We start from the raw sequence: 19,511 nt of genomic DNA, 5'->3' as shown, positions 1-19,511 counted from the left end.
TAGACCGTGTTATGAACTTTGAAGTACTGGCACTGCATGCACGAGCATAAGCATGGCGAAGACCACGAAATGAAGCCCGGCAAGCGTTTCAGGTAATCGCTCATAGTCCCGCGCGAGGCGGCGAAAGCGGTTGAGCCAGCCAAAGCTGCGCTCGACCACCCATCGCCGGGGCAGCAGCACGAAACCTTTCTTTGCTTCCTGCAGTTTGATGACCTGCAGATCAATGCCTTCATTGCTGGCGGCCTGCGCAGCGTCTTCACCTGTGTATCCTTGATCCGCGAAGGCCACCTTGACCGTTTCTCCCGTGATTTCCTGCACCTGTCGCGCGAGTTCTGCCACCTGCGCGCGCTCCTGCTCGTTGGCGGGCGTGACGTGCACCGCGAGCAAATGTCCCAGCGTGTCGACTGCAATATGGACCTTGCTGCCACGCTTGCGCTTGTAGCCGTCATAGCCCGCGCGCGGACCGCTCTCGCAGGTGGACTGCATTGTCCGGCCATCCAGGATCACGGCGCTGGGCTGGCCCTGCCGTCCTTGCGCCACACGGATGATCGAGCGCAAATCGCAGACCATGTTCTCAAAGCAGCCTGCCTGAAGCCAGCGCTGGGTCTRCTGGTACACCAGTTCCCACGGAGGAAAGTTGTTGGGCATCATTCTCCATGGCGCACCAGCACGTACGATCCAGCGCAACGCGTTAAACATTTCTCGCAGTTCGTACTTGCGCTGCGGTGCTGCTTCATCCATCAGCGTCAGATACGGCGCCGCGAAGCTCCACTCTTCGTCGGACACGTCTGTCGGGTAGGGTTTGCGTCTTTCTTTTGTCATCCCTCCAGGGTACCAGGTTCTATAAAAAGTTCCTAACACGGTCTAATAAGAGCCGAAGGGAGAGCGACCCTGAGCGCGCCCTGCCAGTCGAACTGCCGTACCACGTCAAGCCATACCGGTGTCATGTCCTTCACTCTCCGACGCGTGTGCCGCCTTCCTGGCTCGCGTCCGTTTTGTGGAAGGATTGTACGGGCAGCGCGCGCGGCAGAGGTTGTGAAAAAGCCGCACCGGCGCGCGCCCCACCGCGTCCCGAAAAGGCTCACCGCCCTGCCCCGTCCCGCCCGCTGCCGCTGGACAGGCATCCCCATTCACGGTCCGGCTGGACGGGCGTCCACTGAAAATCGTTGATTTGTCCATCAATGTCCCGAAATGAAGGGGTAGATAGCCACAACTATCGACCCGTTCACTTTTCTGGCACAAACGGTGAGCGAGTCTGCCCGCACTCGTGTTACCCCGCTTGCGTGGCCGGACGACGGGCGAGCCTGAAAGCGGTCTCCCGTGGGCCCCCCGGAAGTGACCGCGCGTGAGCACACACAAAATCGCTTTGGGGGGCGGCAAAAAGGTGAGCTAGAATCAGGTGCATTCTTCACCAGCGGATTGTTCACCATGCAAATGGAAAGCTGGGTCGGGACGATTGAGCGTGAATGGCATCAGTTGCGTGGCGCCGACCCGTCCCTCGATGTTGAAAAGTTTTGCAGGCATGTGCTCGCCGCAAACAAGACCGGATTCCTGTCACCCGAATCACTCGCCGCAATCGCAAATGCGCTTCTTACCAGCACGCTGGATGGAGCAGCTTATCTGGGACGTTGGTTGCTCGAGCGCATTGGTGTGAACCGCCACCCGGCGTGGCGGGTAGCCATGGCCATTTCTCTCGTGACGCCCACAGGCGGTGAGGCGGACTTTGAGACTGGAAACGCGATTCTTGACGATGTGATGAAAGATGAAACCGCGGACAGTCGTCTGCGCGGCATGGCTGCCGCTGCGCTGGCCGATAGCGCACGGCTAGGACGGGGAATGCAAATTGATGTGAGCCGCGCGCGATCGCTCTACGAGCAAGCCATTGAACTGGGACACAAGGCCGCGGCACTCAATCTCGGGCTTTTCTGGGAAGGCCTGTGGGGTGCCGCCGACGACAGATCCGTCCCGGACCGCACGAAGGCCATGCAGAGCTATCGACGCGGCGGAGATGACAGACATTGCCAGCGCCGCCTGGAATTGCTTCGTTGAGGTTTGACGGCCCGCGAGTCGTGCGGCAGGCGGATTTCAGGCAGCACCCGGCGGATATTTTCCGTCAATTGATAAAGGCAAGATTACGGAGAAGAGACTCTCCGTCCTCCGTGATGCGAGGGCGTACTGCTCCTCCCGCGAGTCGCTCCAGTGCGACAAGCTGGTGTTCAAGCAGCGCACCAAGTTCTTCCCGATCCGCGATGTGATCGGCGGAGTGCTTGACCAGCATCAATGTTGCAAATTCGTGGGCACTCGGCACGGGACCGCTCCTGAAGCAAAGAGAAAAACGCCCGGCTCAGGTTATCCGGTGACGGGCGCTGCACGACCACCCACGGCCGCGGGCTTACCAGCGAGGGCGTAAAGCATAACCCCGAAATGTGACAGCATGAGGACGGCGTCAAATGCCGACTTCGCCTCATCTATAATCAGCATGTCCAGAATCAACGTTGCATGGAGTCCTACTATATGAGTCAAGCCCGCAGGCGATATGCGGGATCTCGTGACAGCGGCCAACGCCAACCCCGCCACGAGAAAAAATCTCCAGCTAACCGGCAGGGGCGACCGTATGTGAAGGCGCCCCCTCGAGACACGACCGATACCGCCTCCATTTTCAAAACACGATCCTTCCGGTTTCTGGTCGATGCGGTGGGCGCAGAGAATATCGCGATAGCACTTGAATCCAGCATGACGCGCGTGACTGAGCTGATGAACGGTGAGAGATTCACGCCCGAGACCGCGTTTCACATGGAAACCGCGCTTGGGTTGCCGCATGGCTTTTTTGACCAGCCCAACCCTGCGCTCGCGGACGCGACCATCGCTCGCCTGAAGTCACCGCTCGACTTCGTTCAGATCGATGAAGGATTCGACGCAGAGTCCGAAGCACTTGAGCCGGCTCCTGCCAGGACCGTCGACCAGCCACCAGTTCCTGAGGATAGTTTGTCCAAGGAAGCGCAAATGCCAAAGAAAGTAGCTGGCGGTTCGCCGAGAGCCGTCAAGAATAGTCGAATCGAAATGCCTGAACCGCTGAAGGCTCCGCGGCTGAAAGACAAGACGTCTATTAAAACACCGCAACAGCAACCGCTGGCATTGAGCGACGGCGCCGAGCTGGAGAACATCCGACGCGCTAACCTCCGCCTTCTCACCAGTCGCAACGGATCGAAGGTGCGACTCGGCGTGGTCATGGAGATGAGCGGATTCAACATCGCCGATCGGCTATATGGCAAGAAGCGCATGGACGCTGTCGAAGCAAACCGGTTCACCGAGCGACTCGGTTTGCCGGCTGGGTGGCTGGATACACCACGCTCCGAAGGCGAAATTCCAGGGTCGGTGTCGCATATGCTTGCGCCTGCTCCGCGTGGTCGTGTTTCCGGTAAAGAAGATGAGCCGCTTGCGGCCGATGCGAAGCTGGATGCACAGGCGAACGTCCTGCGCATTTCTGATGATCCGTTGCAGACGGATACGGCAAAAGGGAACGAGACGAGGGTCGTCTGCCCGCAACAGCAGGTCTATGCCTTGCCCGGCGACCACGCTGGTCATTCACTTGAAGCAAATGGTGTCGTGGCCACGGCAGAAGCACCGGCGAACCCTGAGTCGCCTTCCGTTTCAGGAATGCCTCAGCAAATGCCTGCACCACTTGCCTTTGCACCCGTGACGAGCCTGGAGAATCTTCATGGCATAGGGCCGATCGCGGAAGCATTGCTCAAGACGCTGGCAGGTAAAGCGCGCACGGGGCGATTGGACGAACTCAAGGCCCTGGAGCTTCTGCAGCAAGCGGTCCTCTTGTGACAAGCTGTTAACGCTCACGGGTCCGCGCACTGGCCACGAAAATCGCCTGGGACTCAGGGGTTGCAACCGGGCCCTCTTTGGGTGGGCAGGATGCACCCTCAACCGCTTGATACTTTCATTTCGGAGAAGCGTCGACTCGTGGCGCAGACCCATGTCCGGCCCCTGCAAGCCGAATCGTCGCTGCAACGACCTTTTCGGTACCGATCATCGGCGGCATTCAAAAAACAAATGGCCTAAACAGGCCATTTGTTTCGCCGCGCAACCTGAAGACCTTATTGCGGCTGGATGTTCGCTGCCTGCTTGCCCTTCGGGCCTTGCTTGACTTCGAATGACACCTTCTGGTTTTCCTGGAGCGACTTGAAGCCGCTCGACTGGATTTCCGAGAAATGTGCAAACAGATCTTCCCCGCCGCCGTCCGGCGTGATAAAGCCAAATCCCTTTGCGTCATTGAACCACTTCACAATCCCTGTTGCCATTTCCTGAATGTCCTGGTTTGATGTTACGCGTCAACGGCGCTGTGCCTGACGCGAACGGATCTTTTATCACGACTTCTGCTCCGCTCAAAATCACGAAAGTGGCGCACCGAACATATCGCGCGGCGCCACGCCGCCAGGGTCGTGTTTCTCTCCCCAGCTTTCGTCGCGAAGTTATGGTCAATCGCGATGCGGATTGCATATTAACCGGCGCGTCGTTTTCGCAAACTGCGCCAGAAACTGACGGCGACAACAGATACCATGGCTGCCATCGAAAGACGCGAAATACACAGCAGGGTTTAAGTTATATGCGAAAAGTCTCCGACGGAATACCTTCCAGACTGGAGCGTTGCGTGCTAGGCACAATGCCGCGCACTGACCCTTGGCGTTCCTGCGTTGCTCGCTGAAAGAAAAAAAGGCCGATCGCCTGAGTGGGTGGTCGGCCTGAACACGCACCAAAAGTCGGGATCTTCAACTTTTGGAGCAGCAACCTGACCGCACGGATGCCCATTTAACAAATCGCGATCGAGGATACCGATCAAAGCGACGACCAGATGAGTCAATACAGCAATCTGTTCGCCGGCGCATGAAAGAGTTGCACCAAACGAGACACCGGCCTCGCTTGACTCACCTCGTCTTTGATTCGAACGTCAGTCACGCCAAACCTGTCTCGCCATTGCTTTCTGGAACCACGGCGGGAGCAGTGTTGCCTGCGGCTTTGCCAACCCGGCGTCCTCCTAGAGACGGCCTTTCTTCGCTGCGTTCCTAACCACCGGCCTGGCTCGAGCCTTCTTCGTCGGAGCTTTCGTGGCGACCGCCGCAGCCTTCTTCACAGCACTCTTTCGGGATTCAGCCTTCTTCGCCGCAGCTTTCGTCACGGCCGCTTTTCCTGCAACAGCATTCGTCTCAGCCTTGCCTTCTCCCCTCTCTCCAATCAAGAACTTGCTGCGGTTCTTGGCGCCAGCGATCCAGGCGGGAGCCCGGCCACGGCCGCTCCACGTAGCGCCAGTCTTGGGATCCGCGTAGAGGGCTGGCTGGACGCCCCGAACGTAGTTACCAGACTTCACCGCCTTCCCGGTAGCAGTTGCAGAGGCAGAGGAACCGCCGGCAACCAGGTACTTACTGCGGTCCTTCGTGCGGGCAATCCACCCCGGCGCGCGACCGTGACCAGTCCATGTCGCTCCGGTTTTCGGGTCTTGGTATTTGGCCACCGAAACCGCTTTCTTTGCCGCCGACACGGAGACCGGGTTGCGCCCGCGTTTCATCGCTCCGCCGCTGCGCGCATCGATGTCGGCGGTGGTCAGACCATGTTTCTCCATCAAGTCGCGGATTTTCGCGATCGCAGCAGACGAGTCTTTTTTGGCGATCGCTTCCGCTTGCGCCTGAAGTTTCGCTATTTTTGCCTGCAGGCTTTCCACTGTGGCCATGTTTCCTCCCATTTGGTTACCACTGGCCGCACTATGCCACATAGCAACAGAAACAGGCTATGAAGCGGAGCGAACTATTCCCAAGTGGTCGACGCAGGTCTGTGATTGAGCGCAATTGCGATTGAGGTTGTCGACGAATGCGACCATCGGCGAGGCAAGCGCTGGGATCATTCGCTTCGCTGTGGCCGGTCTGTGAGATCTCATTCGATCGAACTGCCAGGCAATCCCAGGCATTCCGAAAAGACTCACCCTTCTACAATACCTCTTCATCGGCAATATCGCGGGGAGCCCCGATTTTCGTGTCGAACGACCGGCGGTCGAGTTGCGGAAAACTCATTCGGTGCTTGTTTTAAGGCTTTTTCTTGACACGCGATGTCACGGACGTCATAGAATGGCCGTGCTTGTCGCATGAGCAAGGGCGAGCACTTCCTATTTCGAAAGTGAGTCATACAAGACTATGGCAAAGACTGCAACGAAGACGGCAACCAAGTCCGCAAAGGCGGCCGCAACGAAAACTGCACCCAAAGCTGCCAAGACAGCTGCTACCAAGACAGCACCGGCAAAGGCTGCGAACGGCACGGCGAAGAAGCTGGTGGCTGGCACGCCTGTGAAAGAAACGTTCACGAAGTCGTCGCTTGCCAATCACGTTGCGCAAGCGGCCAACGTTGAGCCCAAGGCTGCGAAGGCGATTCTCGCGGAGCTGGAAGACACCATTCTCGGCTCAGTTCACAAGAAAGGGGCTGGTGAATTCACGCTGTCGGGCCTGCTGAAGATCACCGTTCAGCAAGTGCCGGCGAAGAAGAAGCGCTTCGGCAAGGATCCATTCACCGGTCAGGAGCGCTGGTTCGACGCGAAACCTGCTACGGTGCGCATCAAGGCGCGTGCGCTGAAAAAACTGAAAGACGCAGCGGCCTGAGTCGAGTCGTTACGACTGTGTGAGGGACGACAGTGCCTATACGGGCTCCCGACAGGATGCCCGCGCTGGTTTCATCTGCACATGGTGGCGAGTTACCCGTCTGGCGTGTCAGTGATCGCGATCACCTGCTCTCTCACTTCCGCTTCTCGCCCGCGATCATGCGGCGCGAACGGCACCGGCGCAGGTCATGACCATTCAGGCATGGTCTCCCTCTCCAGCAGCCGCCTCTATCAGGACGGGCATCGACCGCACTTTTAGACGCCTGAAAGTGCGCACACTACGTTCATCGGACACAGCGTCAACAGTTCTTGTCGCTCGTCGTCGCCACTTATGTTAAATCTACGAGACGCTCGCGGACTGTCTGCCGTTCGCTAGCCGGAACGGTTTCGTAGCGAAACCGATGGCGATTCGCCAAACACCCGTTTGTACTCCATTGCGAACCGGCCCAGGTGGGCGAACCCCCATTTGAGCGCAACGTCTGTAACGGAAACCGGTTCAGCCGCCGCGCCGCGCAGCTCATCGCGCACACGCTCAAGGCGCAGCTGACGCACCCAAGCCATCGGGCTTACGCCGTGGCAATTGCGGAAGCCGGAAAACAGCGTGCTTGCACTTACGCCTGCGAAGTCGGCGAGCCGCTCAATCGTCAGGGGTTCATGCAGATGCGCGCGCACATATTCCTCGACCCGTTTCACGTAGAACGGCGCAAGCGGTCCGCGCGAGGGCCGCGCGCCATTGCGCGCCGTGTTGGGCTGCCCATAGACGAGCGCGTTGAGCAAGGTCGATTCGAACTGCTCGTAGGCGAGTGGATGACGCAGCGGGTGCGCCGGATCGCTCAATGCATTCCCCAGCACCGAAAGCAGTGGCAACAGGCATATGCCCGATGGTGAAGCTAGTTCGAATGCAGGCTCGAACTCAACCGCTCCGCGCTCTTCGGTGCCGAAATGGCGGGAGCAGTGGCGCTCGATCGCTTCGCGCTCGATGCGCAGCACGACCTGCGGACAACGAATCCAGCGCATCCGCAAGGGCAGCGTCGGCGACACGAGCGACGCAACGGCTGGCGACGAATCGAAACGGCGATCCCCACATTCGATTTCAGCACCGCCGCTCACGGGGATCTGCAACAGGAAGAAGCTGTCGAGACGTTCGGGATCGATCGTCACGTCGCCGTCATAGTGGAGCAGATTGAGCGACAGGCTCCCGTGCCGGGCGTGGTACATGCGGCTCGGCAACTGGTGTGAAGCGCCCGGTATCGCGAGCTTGTGAGGCTTGAACACTGAGCCGACGCACTCGCGCACCTCGTTAAGGTCGCCCGATTCGAGCAACAGGGTGTCGTTGTTGAAGCAGGCCGCGCCGACCAGCACATTCGCAGCGGGAAGATGCTCCATAGAAGCGCTCCAAGAACATTTGCGCGCACCCGATCCGTGCGCGGTTTTCCCCGACTCCACGAACCGTCTGAAGGAAGCGTCGCGCGGAAGATCCGGATAGTTTCCTCGCTCCGGAAGCCTCCAGCAAGCCGGGCGACGTTAAAGGCACAGGAACTGGCCCTCTGCCGGCCGCTGCGTACTGTAGGCCTGCCGTGCTGCGGCAGCCATCCTCAATTACCCTCGCCCGCCTGGCAGGGGTTTTCCCTCGTTCCGCACGTTTTTGGATTCCGCGGATACCCATTGGATGAAACGGATAGAGCCCATTGTTTTGTCGCAGAACACTGGGGGCATTCGAGACACAACCCTGGCGGAGAGGCCACAATGAAAGGAAGATACATCGAGATTCCCGCACCGGAAGGCGGCGCGTTCCGGGCCTACCTGGCAACTCCTGCAAGTGGCACCGGGCCGGGTATTGTGCTGTGCCAGGAGATCTTCGGTGTCAACGCGACCATGCGCGACGTGGCCGACTACTACGCCGAGGAAGGCTACACGGTGCTGGTGCCCGACCTGTTCTGGCGCGTCGAGGCGGGCATCGAACTCGGTTATACGGAAGCCGGCTTTGCGCGTGCGTTCGAGCTCTATCAGCAATACGACGAACACCAGGGTGTCGAAGATATCGGCGCGACACTCGCCGTACTCCGGACATTGCCCGAATGCCGCGGCGAGGTCGGTGTGCTCGGGTTCTGCCTGGGCGGCAAACTGGCCTGGCTCGCGGCCTGCCGTCTTCCCGTGGCTTGCGCGGTCAGTTACTACGGCGTGGGTATTGAACAGGCGCTGGACGAAGCGGCGAACATCAAGGGGCGCGTCGTCCTGAATATGGCGGCGCTCGATCGCTTCTGCCCACCCGACGCGCAGCAGCAGATCACGGCCGCGCTGGGCCACAACGAAAATGTCGAAGTGTATGTCTATCCGGGCGTCGATCACGCGTTCGCCCGTAAGGGGGGCGACCACTTTGACAAGCCCTCGGCCATGATGGCGCACGAGCGCGCGGTAGCCGCGTTTCGCAAGACGATAGGGCCGCAATACGATCTCTCTGCACTGTGGGAGGCGCACCTCGCCCACGAGTTTGCGACGCGCGACGTGGATGCCACGATGGCGACGATGGTGGCCGAGCCCTACGTCAACCATATTCCGACGCTCACGGGCGGCGTCGGCTACACCGAGTTGAAGCGCTTCTATCGCCACCACTTCGTGCACGCCAATCCGCCCGATACGACGATCATCCCGGTTTCGCGCACCATCGGCGCAACGCAGATCGTCGACGAAACGCTGTTCTGCTTCACGCATACCACCGAGATCGACTGGATGCTGCCCGGCATTGCGCCGACGGGCAAGCGCGTCGAGATTCCGCTGCTTGCCGTGGTGAAATTTCGCGGCGACAAGCTCTACCACGAGCATATCTACTGGGACCAGGCCAGCGTGCTGGTGCAGATCGGCCTGCTCGACCCGAGGGGGCTGCCCATAACAGGCGCTGATACCGCCCGCAAACTGCTCGACGAAACGCTCCCATCGAACACGCTGATGAAGCGCTGGCAGGACAGCGTCCCCGCCAACGACACGAACTGACCGAATCATCCTCTCAAGAATATGGAGCAAGCCATCATGACCTCACTCGCAGGCAAAACCGCCATCGTGACGGGTGGCGCCACGCTGATCGGCGCGGCTGTCGCCCGGGATCTCGCTGCCGCCGGCGCCAGCGTTGTCGTGCTCGATATCGACGTTCAGCACGGCAGACGCGTAGCCGAGACACTCGGCGCCAACGGTCTCTTCATCGAAACCGACATCACCAGCGACAGCGCGCTGGAACAAGCGGTTGCGAGAACCGCGCGGCAGTTCGGCGGCATTGACATCCTCGTCAATCTGGCCTGCAGCTATGTGGACAACGGCATCCAGGCAGGCCGAAACGACTGGCTCGCCGCGATGAACGTAAACGTGATCTCGGCGGTCATGCTGGTCAAGGCCGTGCATCCGTATATGGTCAAGCGCGGCGGCGGATCGATCGTCAACTTCAGTTCGATCTCGGCCGAGTGCGCTCAAACGGGGCGTTGGCTCTACCCGACCTCGAAAGCCGCGCTCAAGGCACTCACACGCAACATGGCGATGGACCTGTCCCAGGACAGGATCCGCGTGAATTCGGTTTCGCCCGGCTGGACCTGGTCGCGCGTGATGGACGAACTCACGCATGGCGATCGCGCAAAGACTGACCGCGTGGCCGCGCCCTTTCATCTGCTTGGACGCGTCGGTAACCCGGAGGAAATCGCGCATGTCGTCACCTTCCTGTGCAGCGATGCAGCCAGCTTCGTGACCGGGGCCGATTACGCTGTCGATGGCGGCTATTCGGCGATGGGCCCCGAACAGGCTGTGCCGGCCATTCCGAGGCTGGCTGAGTAAGACCCGTCACTTCGCAAACACTCTTCCCTGACGTATCGACCTCGAGGTACTCGTTATGAGAAAAATTGCCATCGTCGGCGCCGGCCAGTCTGGTCTGCAACTGGCGCTCTCCCTGCTCGACCGCGACTATGAAGTCACGCTTGCAACCAATCGCGATGCACAGCAAATCCGCACCGGCAAGGTCGTGTCCAGTCAGTGCATGTTCAACGCCTCTCTGCAGATCGAGCGAGATCTCGGCCTGAACTGGTGGGACGCGTCCTGCCCTCCCGTGGAGGGGATTGGCTTCGCGGTGCCGCATCCGGACCTGCCAGGCCGCAAGATCATCGACTGGTCCGCGCGCATGACTCGGCCGGCACAATCCGTCGATCAGCGCGTCAAGATGTCGGCCTGGCTCGAAGCCGTCGTCCAACGTGGTGCCGACGTGCGAATCTGCGAGGTCGGCGTACCCGAAATGGAAGAGCTCGCAAGGAGCCATGACCTCGTGCTGCTGGCAGCCGGCAAGGGCGAGATCGTAAATCTGCTGGGCCGCAACGCCGAATGCAGCCCCTTCGACAAGCCGCAGCGCGCGCTGGCGCTGACCTACGTGAAGGGCATGACGCCGTCGACGCCCTACTCGCGCGTACGCTTCAATCTGATTCCGGGCGTGGGCGAATACTTTGCGTTCCCCGCTTTGACCACGAATGGTCCGTGCGAAATCATGGTGTTCGAAGGCATTCCCGGCGGTCAGCTCGATTGCTGGGCAGGCGTCAAGACACCCGAGCAGCATCTCGAGACCAGTCTGGCCTTTCTCCGCCAATATCTGCCGTGGGAAGCCGAGCGCTGCGCAAACGTAGAACTGACCGACCCCAACGGCGTGTTGAGCGGCCGCTTTGCGCCGACTGTGCGCAATCCCTACTTCAGGCTGCCTTCCGGCAAGACCGTGTTCGGCATGGCCGATGCGATCGTCGTGAACGATCCGATTACAGGCCAGGGTTCGAACAATGCTGCCAAGTGCACGAAGGTCTATCTCGATGCCATTCTCGAGCGCAACAGCGCTGCCTTCAGCGAGGACTGGATGCAGCAGACTTTCGACCGTTATTGGTCGTACGCGAAAGAGGTCGTCAAGTGGACGAACTCACTGCTCACGCCACCGCCGCCGCACATTCTCGAGTTGCTCGGCGCGGCCGGTCAGTTTCCTTCGCTGGCCTCGACGATTGCCAACGGCTTCGACGACCCGCGCACGTTCTCTCCGTGGTGGTTTGATCCGAGCTCCTGCATGGCGCTGATCGACGAACACGCCGCGCGCGCCGCGTAATGAACACGAAAAGGAGAAAGCTCATGTGCAGCACGCTCGAACCCACTGCCGCGAAACCCGATGGCCAGCTCAATGCGATGCGGCAATTGCGCAACGCCTTTGGGCAGTATCCGACGGGCGTTACTGTCATCACAGCCGCCGCGCGCGATGGCCGCAAGATCGGTCTGACCGCAAACTCGTTCGCGTCACTGTCGCTCGATCCACCGCTCGTGATCTGGAGTATCGGCAAGACTTCACCCAGTTGCGCGGATTTCGTCCACGCGGGCTATTTCGCGATCAACGTGCTGGCCGAAGACCAGACCGACCTGTCGCGCCGCTTTTCGAAACCGTCGCCCGACAAGTACGTCGGCGTCGCCTGCCGTGAAAGCCTTGGTGGCACCATGGTGCTCGACGGCTGCAGCGCGCACTTCGTGTGTCGCAACCTGGCGCAGCACGAAGGCGGCGATCACCTGATCTTTATCGGGCAGATCGAGCATTTCGAAGCAGAGGGCCACGCGCCGCTGGTCTTCCATTCCGGGCAGTACGGCGCGGTAACCAATAATCCGGAATTAATTTAATCATATTATTTAGCATTACATATTTATAAGGTTACCGCATGAAGCGCTCCACGTCCCGCATGCTGCTCTACTGCTTCGCTCTGTCTGGACTCTTGAAGACCGGATCGGCAATAGCTGGCGACCTGCCCAACGTCAACCTCGGCTTCACGAGCTTCCTCGATGGTGCACCGCCGGCGGGGTCCGGCTGGTACGCGACGCAGTACCTCGAGTACTACACGGCAAGCCGGATCAACGACAATGCTGGCAACAAGATCCCTTTGCCGAAGCAGAACGTCGATATCTTTGCGGGCCTCACGCAGCTCGTGTACCAATCGCCGTTCAAGATTGCGGGCGCGCATCCGGGCCTTGACGTGATCTTGCCGTGGGTCGCATCGGCGCATACCGACGACGGCATGGGCGACGTGGCGCTGAACGCACGCACGGGTTTCGGCGATGTGCTCATTGGGCCGTTCATCCAGTTCGATCCGATCATGGGCTCGAATGGTCCTCGCTTTGTGCAGCGCTTCGAATTCCAGATCATTGCACCTACGGGTGCCTATGACCCGAGCAAGGCGATCAACCCAGGCAGCAATTTCTGGTCGATCGATCCGTACTGGGCCGCGACAGTCTGGATCAATCCGAAGTGGACGGTTTCCTGGCGGCTGCACTACCTCTGGAATGCCACGAACAATCGGCCCTATCAAGGCTTGGGGGAAGGTGTGACTTCATCACAGGCAGGACAGGCGCTGCACGCCAACATCGCCATGGAATACGAGGTGACGCCCGGCCTGCGGATCGGCCTCAACGGCTACTGGTTGCGCCAGATCACCGACATGAAGGTGAATGGCCAGAACGTGTCCGGGCAGCGTGAAGCGGTGTGGGCGATCGGCCCGGGGGCGATGTACAGCTTCTCCCGGCACGACCACCTGATGTTTAATGCCTATTTCGAGGCGGGTGCGCGCAACCGGCCCGAAGGAACGCGCCTGGTGCTGCGCTACGTGCATCATTTCCAGTGACACGCTGATCGAGAGTTCGCGCCATGCACGCCGGCTGGAGTCGAGTCTGCCGGTACGGCGCACGCGAATGCTTGCAAAGGCATTCGTTAGTCCCCACACGGTGAATCCCTTCCCTGCTGCTCAGTGCCGTGCTCCATTGACAGTTCACAGAACCCTGATCGCATGTCGTGCACCTGCCTGCACGCCGTGCCACGACGCATAGCTTGCCTCATCAAGCGGCGCACGTCGCCTTGATGCCCAGGCGCGAGCGCCCCGTCCGTCCACACAGCCTTCGCTTGTCTCGAAGCCGGACGATCTAACGTCCTGAAGCGCGCTTGAGTGTCTGAGATGGCGTTTCGCCGAAGAGTTGCTTATAGTCGTTGGAAAATCGGCCGAGATGTGAAAATCCCCAGTTCATTGCAATGGAAGACACGTTGCGCTCCGAGCAGTCCGAGAGCATGTCGCGCCGCACCGCTTCGAGCCGGTGCCTCTTCAACCAGGCCATGGGCGCAAGTCCAAAGTGCTGCCGGAAGCCCTCGAACAGCTTGTAGCGCGACACACCCGCTGCACGCTCGATGTCTTCGAGCGCGATATCGTCACGCGCGTTGTCGAGAATGAACTGCTTCGCACGCAACAAATAGTGCGGACACGAAGGCCGCATCGCCTCGGCAAGCGCCTGTGTGTAGTTATGCGGCTGAGCAAGCAGCAGCCCTTTGATCAGTGCCTGCTCGAGATCCCCTGCCATTTGCTGATGATTGAGCAACGGCCCCGCCTGTCCCATCTCGGCCAGCAGGAACTTGACCATCCGCCACCAGGCCGCCTGGTCGCCTTGGGCGGCATTCATCTGGGGCTCAAAGGTCAACGCAGCGTCGAGCGGGCGTTGCAGAAGTCCCTCAAGCACCTGACGCAGGGCCGGAATCGGAATCGAAACGATGATCTTGCGGCAGTTGCCCATGATCGCAAGGTCCTGCCTCTCATGCGGCGACAGAACGAGGCCCCTGTCCTGGTCCGACAGCCACAGGCGGCCCTGCGCGGCGAGCTCCTGCTGGCCGGTGAGTGGCAGGCTGACGCTATAGCTGTTGAGCGGTGCGTCATTGTGCACCGAGACGGTGACATCGGTACCGTACTCCACATACCCCAGCGTGCTGGCCATGGAACGCATCACCGTTCCAGAATGATGGAATTGCAGTTCCTTCGGGCTGCGTACCTGCAGCCCATGAGGTCCGCAAATCGACGCCATCCAGTCCCGCGCGCCCTGAAGATCTCGACTCAGCGCGTCAATACCTCGACTGTCGTTGAAGGCGGGGGAAGGCATGGCGTTTCACGGGAGGATTGACGAATGCTCAATGGTAAAGCACCCCGTGCCGAGACAAAATACCGAAACACCCCAAGGCGCCCCGGCATCAGCAGCGTCAGGCGGACGACTGCGCACTGTTGCTGTCCCCGAATTTTTCGTAGTAGAGACGTCCTTCCAGTCGTTCGCTTGCAAGCCATGTCTTGATTGCCTCAACCATCGGCGGCGGTCCGCAAACATACATGTCGAACGGGTTCGCTTCGAGCATCCCGCGGTCGAAATGTTCGGGAATGAGCCCCGTCTTGCCCTGCCATGCTTCAGAGGGATTCATCACAACGATATCGCACGCGAAGTTCGGGATGCGCTCCTCGTAGGACTTCAAACGATCGAGCTCGCATAGATCCCGCGCGTTCGTCACACCATAGTACAGATGGACCCTCTGGCCACAGCCGCCCTTGTGAGCGAGATCGTCGAGCATGCCCAAAAATGCGGACAGGCCCGTACCGCCTGCGACCATCACCAGCGGCCGCGCCACCTCGCGTAGATAGAACGTGCCCAGCGGCGCCTCGAACTCGACCATCTGGCCCGGCTGGCAGCGCTCGCGCATATAGTTGCTCATCGCGCCGTCGGGCAGCAAACGGATCAGGAACTGGATCTGGTTGCTGTCCTCGGGCCGGTGCGCGAACGAATAGGATCGCCAAACGTCCGCGCCTGGCACCTTCAGACGAGCATACTGCCCGGGCAGAAAATCGAGCCGCCCGGGATGGGCACTCGCGTCCAGATGCAGGATCGCCGTCGTTTCTGAAACCTGCTTCACAGCCGTGACCTTGCCAGTGAGCAGCGTCGTGCCGCCGGCGCTGCACAGGCTCGAATCGAAGTCGAAGTAGAAGGACGCATCGGATTGCACGCGCGTCTGGCAGGACAGGATCTTGCGCGCAGCGAGGTCGTCGGCAGACAGCGTCTCTTCGTCGACATAGTCCTGCGTATAGCTACCCGATTCGCAGCGTCCCTGGCAGGTTCCACACACGCCCTCACGGCAGTCGAGCGGGATGTTGACGCCATTGCGCAGTGCGGCGTCGAGCAGGAGTTCACCCGCTCGGACATCAAAGAACGCCGTCTTGCCATCGGCAAAACTGAAGGCAACCTTGTGGCTCATCTCGTGGCACTCCCGCTTACAGATGGTAGAAATCGAGCACTGCGTTGATCGTGTCGTTCAGCAGGAGCACGTGCTTGCGAGCGATTTTCCAGGTCTCGCCGGCTGGGCGCAGTTGGTAGGTGACGTGTCCGAAGAAATGTTCGGCAACGCCATGCCGGGCGTAGAACGTGGCCCAGTTGGCCTTGACTTCCAGCTCGCCGCGTTCGCGCTCTGAAATACGGACGTTGGTGATCTGGTGCAGCGTGCGCGGCAGCGGCGTCGACGCCGCCGACTTTCCCGTGCGCAGGCGGAACACGCGATCCTCGAGCCCCGTGCGGTTCGCATAGTAGATGAGCGACATGCCGCGCTTCGGGTCGGTCGTGTACACGTGCTCGGAGTCCCACTGGGGTACGTGGAATTCGCTGTTCTCGTCGAAGAGGGCGAGGTACTCGTCCCAGCTCTGCGCGTCGCAGAGCTCGGCCTTGCGATAGAGAAACTGCTCGACCGATTGTTGCAGGGTGACGGACATGGTTCAGGCCTCCTTCGTAACGTTCGACTTCTGTGCGAGCCCCTTCATGAGGTAGGTCTGCCACGCACCGTGCTGGTTAACGTAAAGCCCCTCGTGGGTCAGCTCCGTGCCGCATAGCACAGGTTCGATGCCGAGCAGGCGCGTATTTGCCGTCTCGCCTGCCACCCACTTGTGGTGCCCGCGAGAGATGTCGCTCCAGCGCTCGAGGCGCGCCTGGAAGCCGCGTTGCTGCTCGCGGAACTCCACGAGATCGTCCGGCGTGCCCATGCCCGAAACATTGAAGAAGTCTTCGAACTGCCGAATACGGCTCTCGCGATCCTGATCCGATTCGCCCTTCACGCCAATGCACTGGCTGGTGACCTCAGTCCTGTTCCAGGCGACCGGACGCACAATGCGAAGCTGGGAGCTGATCTGGTCCATGAAAAAGAGGCTCGGATAGATGTTCAGGTTGCGCAGGCGATGCATCATCCATTCGGCTTTCTGCTGCCCCTGTGCCTCGACGAGGCGCGGCATGACGCTGCCGTAGCCCGGACGCACACTGGGGTTCGGCATGTCGCTGAACAGCACGCTATGGCCGTTCCTGAATGCGAACCAGCCGTCGTCGGTCTCGGAATCGCCTGCGCCGAGCTTGCTGTAGTCGAGCGTTCCGCTCGTCGCACCGCCCTTCTGGGCGTTCGATTCGTGGCGGTGCTGCACCGTGGCGACGTAGTTGTAGTGCACCGTGCTCACGTGGTACCCGTCGAGGCCGTTTTCGTTCTGCAGCTTCCAGTTTCCTTCGTAGGTGTACGTGGACTTGCCCGGCAGCACCTCGAGCTCGCCCGTGGGCGATTGCGCGACCATCATGTCGAAGAAGATGCGGGCATCGCCGAGGTAGTCCTCGAGCGTGTCAGTCGCATCGGCGTCCAGGCTGATGAACACGAAGCCCTTGTAGCTTGCGATGCGCGCTTTTTTCAGGCCGCGCGTGGATTTGTCGAAGTCATCGCAATATTCGCCTGGCGCCTTGACCTTGACCAGACGTCCGTCGCTCTTGTAGCACCACGCGTGAAAGGGACAGGTGAAGGTCGACTGATTGCCCTTGCCCATACGCGTGAGGGTCGCGCCGCGATGCTGGCACGCGTTGATCAACGCGTTGAGCTGACCGTTGCCGTCGCGCGAGATGATCATGGGCTGACGGCCCGCGCGCATCGTCATGAAGTCGTGGGGCTTGGGGATCTCGCTCTCGTGGCACGCGTAGATCCAGGTCTTCTCGAAGATGAACTCCATCTCCAGGTCGAACAGTTGCGGCTCCGTGAACATCTCCCGCGCAATACGATAGACGCCCTCTTCCGGACGGAAATCGAGGCATCCGCCAATGAATTCCTGCCATTGCGACGTGTTTTTCTCTGCACTCACGATGGGTTCTCCTCCTGCTGTTCAGCGGTCTTGCGACCGGGTTCTTGATGAGCTGGATTGAATACCCGATGCGGTGCGGGCGCTATCCACCTGGTCGCCGTTCGCTATCCGCTTTTTTTGCAGCCTTTTCCGCTTTGCTGGGAGCGTCTTCGCGACGCCGCACAACCGGCCCGGCGCGTGGCGTTTCGCGACCGCGCCGGAAAAAACGGATAGTGAGTGTCCAATAGACGGATAGCGCACGCGCGGGCCCGGATATCTAATGCCGTCAGCGCCCCACCATGCCCATCGGGGCGACCGACACCGAGCTCTAGCGCCTACAAGCTCATGTCCACCGGATTGCACGTACATCACTGAGCTTCTGCCATGACCGCAACGACGATTGAACGTATCGAAACCCGCCTCGTCGATCTGCCGACGATTCGCCCGCATAAGCTCTCGGTCGCGACCATGCACGGGCAGACGTTGATGCTGGTGAAGGTGTATTGCGGCGATGGCGTGGTCGGTATCGGCGAAGGCACCACGATTGCCGGGATGGCTTATGGCCCGGAAAGCCCGGAGGCCATGAAGCTGGCAATCGATGCTTACTTCGCGCCGGCGATGATCGGCCAGGATCCCACGCGCGTCCAGGCGTTGATGGCCCACCTCGGCAAGCTCGTCAAGGGCAATCACTTCGCGAAGAGCGCACTCGAAACTGCGCTGCTCGACGCGCAAGGCAAGCGCCTTGGCGTGCCCGTGAGCGAATTGCTGGGCGGCCGCCGCCGCGAACGGCTGCCGGTTGCGTGGACGCTGGCGTCCGGCGACACGGCGAAAGACATCGCCGAAGCTGAATCAATGCTCGAACTACGCAGGCATAACGTGTTCAAGCTGAAGATCGGCGCAAGGGAGCCGAGGACCGACATCCGTCACGTCGCCGAGATCAAGAAGGCGGTGGGTGAGCGCGCGGCAGTACGGGTGGACGTCAACATGGCCTGGAGCGAGACGCAGGCGGCATCGGCCATCCCCGCGCTGGTTGACGCGGGCTGCGAACTGGTCGAGCAGCCAGTGGCCTCTGCCGCGGCGCTCACGCGCCTGATGCGCCGCTTCCCGGTGGCGTTGATGGCCGACGAAATCCTGCATGGCCCGGAAAGCGCGTTCGAGATCGCGAAGAACGAGGGCGCCGACGTGTTCGCCATCAAGATCGAACAAAGCGGCGGACTGTTCGCCGCCCAGCGCGTAGCCGCGATTGCCGATGCGGCCGATATCGAGCTCTATGGCGGCACCATGCTCGAAGGCGCGTTCAGCACAGTCGCCTCGGCGCATCTGTTCGCGAGCTTCGCCAACCTGCAGTGGGGCACCGAACTGTTCGGCCCTCTGCTGATTACCGAAGAGATCCTGACCGAGCCGCTGGACTATCGAGACTTCGCCCTGACCGTGCCCAATGGGCCCGGCCTCGGCATCGAACTGGACGAAGCGAGAGTCAAACGCTTCACGCGCGATGGCCTCATGAAGGTCACCCGATAATCCCTACCCCTGACACGAGGACGCTGGACCATGCTTTTCCACGTGCGAATGAATGTGAAGCTTCCTGCCAACATGCCGGCCGATGTCGCTAACGAAATCAAGGCGCGAGAGAAAACGTACTCGCAGGAGCTACAGCGCAGCGGAAAGTGGCGCCATATCTGGCGTCTTGTCGGCGAGTACGCGAACTACAGCATCTTCGAGGTGGGGAGCAACGCGGAGCTCCACGACCTCCTGAGCGCTCTACCGCTGTTCCCGTACATGGAGATTGAAGTAACCCCGTTGTGTCGCCATCCGTCGTCGGTGCGTGACGGCGACGCGTGAACCGGAAATGCTGGCGTTTTAAAGGATGCCCCCACCCACCCGCTTCATTC

The 19,511-nt window shown here is 60.5% G+C and carries 19 protein-coding genes; 10 read left to right on the top strand and 9 right to left on the bottom strand.

Annotation, left to right across the window (positions count from 1 at the left end; genetic code table 11):
• Nucleotides 1-9: 9 nt before the first annotated feature.
• Complete coding sequence (locus GCT13_RS42755; protein ID WP_152767822.1) at nucleotides 10-822, bottom strand: IS5 family transposase; 813 nt, start codon at nucleotides 820-822, stop codon at nucleotides 10-12.
• Nucleotides 823-1,335: 513 nt separating this feature from the next.
• On the opposite strand from GCT13_RS42755, the gene GCT13_RS42750 reads away from it, so the two are divergent.
• A complete protein-coding gene (locus GCT13_RS42750) occupies nucleotides 1,336-2,049 on the top strand; it encodes an SEL1-like repeat protein (protein WP_321574993.1) in 714 nt (237 codons plus the stop codon).
• 64 nt (nucleotides 2,050-2,113) lie between these two features.
• Here the strand turns inward: GCT13_RS42750 and GCT13_RS42745 are convergent, their stop codons facing one another.
• Nucleotides 2,114-2,308: a hypothetical protein gene (locus GCT13_RS42745; RefSeq protein WP_152767819.1), complete on the bottom strand. Its 195-nt coding sequence runs from the start codon at nucleotides 2,306-2,308 to the stop codon at nucleotides 2,114-2,116.
• Between the two features lie 206 nt (nucleotides 2,309-2,514).
• On the opposite strand from GCT13_RS42745, the gene GCT13_RS42740 reads away from it, so the two are divergent.
• Complete coding sequence (locus tag GCT13_RS42740) at nucleotides 2,515-3,834, top strand: hypothetical protein (protein WP_152767818.1); 1,320 nt, start codon at nucleotides 2,515-2,517, stop codon at nucleotides 3,832-3,834.
• Nucleotides 3,835-4,106: 272 nt separating this feature from the next.
• On the opposite strand, the gene GCT13_RS42735 is transcribed toward GCT13_RS42740, so the two are convergent.
• Together GCT13_RS42735 and GCT13_RS42730 are read right to left on the bottom strand one after the other, a co-directional pair.
• A complete protein-coding gene (locus GCT13_RS42735; RefSeq protein ID WP_152765322.1) occupies nucleotides 4,107-4,310 on the bottom strand; it encodes a cold-shock protein in 204 nt (67 codons plus the stop codon).
• Nucleotides 4,311-5,044: 734 nt separating this feature from the next.
• On the bottom strand, nucleotides 5,045-5,734 hold the full coding sequence (locus tag GCT13_RS42730) for an H-NS family nucleoid-associated regulatory protein (RefSeq protein WP_152767817.1): 690 nt from the start codon (nucleotides 5,732-5,734) through the stop codon (nucleotides 5,045-5,047).
• A 457-nt stretch (nucleotides 5,735-6,191) separates the two neighbouring features.
• On the opposite strand from GCT13_RS42730, the gene GCT13_RS42725 reads away from it, so the two are divergent.
• Nucleotides 6,192-6,650 (top strand): HU family DNA-binding protein, encoded by a 459-nt coding sequence (locus GCT13_RS42725; protein WP_152767816.1) that lies wholly within the window; start codon nucleotides 6,192-6,194, stop codon nucleotides 6,648-6,650.
• A gap of 371 nt (nucleotides 6,651-7,021) precedes the next feature.
• On the opposite strand, the gene GCT13_RS42720 is transcribed toward GCT13_RS42725, so the two are convergent.
• The gene (locus tag GCT13_RS42720; protein WP_152767815.1) at nucleotides 7,022-8,035 is read right to left on the bottom strand and encodes an AraC family transcriptional regulator; all 1,014 of its coding nucleotides are present in this window, start codon (nucleotides 8,033-8,035) and stop codon (nucleotides 7,022-7,024) included.
• 360 nt (nucleotides 8,036-8,395) lie between these two features.
• On the opposite strand from GCT13_RS42720, the gene GCT13_RS42715 reads away from it, so the two are divergent.
• The 5 genes from GCT13_RS42715 to GCT13_RS42695 are packed head-to-tail and all read left to right on the top strand — an operon-like array spanning nucleotide 8,396 to nucleotide 13,311.
• Entirely contained in the window at nucleotides 8,396-9,640 is a 1,245-nt protein-coding gene (locus GCT13_RS42715) for a dienelactone hydrolase family protein (protein ID WP_152767814.1), read from the top strand.
• Nucleotides 9,641-9,676: 36 nt separating this feature from the next.
• A complete protein-coding gene (locus tag GCT13_RS42710; protein ID WP_152767813.1) occupies nucleotides 9,677-10,465 on the top strand; it encodes an SDR family oxidoreductase in 789 nt (262 codons plus the stop codon).
• A gap of 55 nt (nucleotides 10,466-10,520) precedes the next feature.
• The gene (locus GCT13_RS42705) at nucleotides 10,521-11,759 is read left to right on the top strand and encodes a styrene monooxygenase/indole monooxygenase family protein (RefSeq protein ID WP_152767812.1); all 1,239 of its coding nucleotides are present in this window, start codon (nucleotides 10,521-10,523) and stop codon (nucleotides 11,757-11,759) included.
• 23 nt (nucleotides 11,760-11,782) lie between these two features.
• On the top strand, nucleotides 11,783-12,316 hold the full coding sequence (locus GCT13_RS42700; RefSeq protein ID WP_152767811.1) for a flavin reductase family protein: 534 nt from the start codon (nucleotides 11,783-11,785) through the stop codon (nucleotides 12,314-12,316).
• Nucleotides 12,317-12,375: 59 nt separating this feature from the next.
• Nucleotides 12,376-13,311 carry a SphA family protein gene (locus tag GCT13_RS42695; protein WP_152767821.1) on the top strand — a complete coding sequence of 312 codons (936 nt, stop codon included), beginning with the start codon at nucleotides 12,376-12,378 and terminating at the stop codon, nucleotides 13,309-13,311.
• Nucleotides 13,312-13,606: 295 nt separating this feature from the next.
• Here GCT13_RS42695 and GCT13_RS42690 read toward each other — a convergent pair whose 3' ends face one another.
• From GCT13_RS42690 to antA, 4 genes are all read right to left on the bottom strand, one after another.
• Nucleotides 13,607-14,605 carry an AraC family transcriptional regulator gene (locus GCT13_RS42690; protein ID WP_152767810.1) on the bottom strand — a complete coding sequence of 333 codons (999 nt, stop codon included), beginning with the start codon at nucleotides 14,603-14,605 and terminating at the stop codon, nucleotides 13,607-13,609.
• A gap of 97 nt (nucleotides 14,606-14,702) precedes the next feature.
• On the bottom strand, nucleotides 14,703-15,740 hold the full coding sequence (antC, locus tag GCT13_RS42685; RefSeq protein ID WP_152767809.1) for an anthranilate 1,2-dioxygenase electron transfer component AntC: 1,038 nt from the start codon (nucleotides 15,738-15,740) through the stop codon (nucleotides 14,703-14,705).
• A 16-nt stretch (nucleotides 15,741-15,756) separates the two neighbouring features.
• Nucleotides 15,757-16,248, bottom strand: a complete 492-nt coding sequence (gene antB, locus GCT13_RS42680; protein WP_152767808.1) for an anthranilate 1,2-dioxygenase small subunit — start codon at nucleotides 16,246-16,248, stop codon at nucleotides 15,757-15,759.
• A 3-nt stretch (nucleotides 16,249-16,251) separates the two neighbouring features.
• The gene (gene antA, locus GCT13_RS42675; RefSeq protein ID WP_321574991.1) at nucleotides 16,252-17,640 is read right to left on the bottom strand and encodes an anthranilate 1,2-dioxygenase large subunit; all 1,389 of its coding nucleotides are present in this window, start codon (nucleotides 17,638-17,640) and stop codon (nucleotides 16,252-16,254) included.
• A 363-nt stretch (nucleotides 17,641-18,003) separates the two neighbouring features.
• Between antA and GCT13_RS42670 the strand changes: the two genes are divergently transcribed.
• Nucleotides 18,004-19,140 carry a muconate/chloromuconate family cycloisomerase gene (locus GCT13_RS42670; protein WP_152767807.1) on the top strand — a complete coding sequence of 379 codons (1,137 nt, stop codon included), beginning with the start codon at nucleotides 18,004-18,006 and terminating at the stop codon, nucleotides 19,138-19,140.
• A 30-nt stretch (nucleotides 19,141-19,170) separates the two neighbouring features.
• The gene (gene catC, locus GCT13_RS42665; protein WP_152767806.1) at nucleotides 19,171-19,461 is read left to right on the top strand and encodes a muconolactone Delta-isomerase; all 291 of its coding nucleotides are present in this window, start codon (nucleotides 19,171-19,173) and stop codon (nucleotides 19,459-19,461) included.
• Nucleotides 19,462-19,511 lie beyond the last annotated feature (50 nt).

Source organism: Paraburkholderia franconis (assembly GCF_009362735.1).
GTDB classification, from domain to species: Bacteria; Pseudomonadota; Gammaproteobacteria; order Burkholderiales; family Burkholderiaceae; genus Paraburkholderia; species Paraburkholderia franconis.
The sequence above is the reverse complement of the archived record's forward strand: the minus strand, read 5'-3'. Positions and strand labels throughout refer to the sequence as shown.

Excerpts from the sequence above, each read along its gene's own strand:
- antC (WP_152767809.1), bottom strand. The coding sequence starts at position 15,740 with ATGAGCCACAAGGTTGCCTTCAGTTTTGCCGATGGCAAGACGGCGTTC.
- GCT13_RS42740 (WP_152767818.1), top strand. The coding sequence starts at position 2,515 with ATGAGTCAAGCCCGCAGGCGATATGCGGGATCTCGTGACAGCGGCCAA.
- GCT13_RS42670 (WP_152767807.1), top strand. The coding sequence starts at position 18,004 with ATGACCGCAACGACGATTGAACGTATCGAAACCCGCCTCGTCGATCTG.
- GCT13_RS42735 (WP_152765322.1), bottom strand. The coding sequence starts at position 4,310 with ATGGCAACAGGGATTGTGAAGTGGTTCAATGACGCAAAGGGATTTGGC.
- GCT13_RS42725 (WP_152767816.1), top strand. The coding sequence starts at position 6,192 with ATGGCAAAGACTGCAACGAAGACGGCAACCAAGTCCGCAAAGGCGGCC.
- GCT13_RS42710 (WP_152767813.1), top strand. The coding sequence starts at position 9,677 with ATGACCTCACTCGCAGGCAAAACCGCCATCGTGACGGGTGGCGCCACG.
- GCT13_RS42730 (WP_152767817.1), bottom strand. The coding sequence starts at position 5,734 with ATGGCCACAGTGGAAAGCCTGCAGGCAAAAATAGCGAAACTTCAGGCG.
- catC (WP_152767806.1), top strand. The coding sequence starts at position 19,171 with ATGCTTTTCCACGTGCGAATGAATGTGAAGCTTCCTGCCAACATGCCG.
- GCT13_RS42705 (WP_152767812.1), top strand. The coding sequence starts at position 10,521 with ATGAGAAAAATTGCCATCGTCGGCGCCGGCCAGTCTGGTCTGCAACTG.
- GCT13_RS42695 (WP_152767821.1), top strand. The coding sequence starts at position 12,376 with ATGCTGCTCTACTGCTTCGCTCTGTCTGGACTCTTGAAGACCGGATCG.
- antB (WP_152767808.1), bottom strand. The coding sequence starts at position 16,248 with ATGTCCGTCACCCTGCAACAATCGGTCGAGCAGTTTCTCTATCGCAAG.
- GCT13_RS42690 (WP_152767810.1), bottom strand. The coding sequence starts at position 14,605 with ATGCCTTCCCCCGCCTTCAACGACAGTCGAGGTATTGACGCGCTGAGT.
- GCT13_RS42715 (WP_152767814.1), top strand. The coding sequence starts at position 8,396 with ATGAAAGGAAGATACATCGAGATTCCCGCACCGGAAGGCGGCGCGTTC.
- GCT13_RS42720 (WP_152767815.1), bottom strand. The coding sequence starts at position 8,035 with ATGGAGCATCTTCCCGCTGCGAATGTGCTGGTCGGCGCGGCCTGCTTC.
- GCT13_RS42700 (WP_152767811.1), top strand. The coding sequence starts at position 11,783 with ATGTGCAGCACGCTCGAACCCACTGCCGCGAAACCCGATGGCCAGCTC.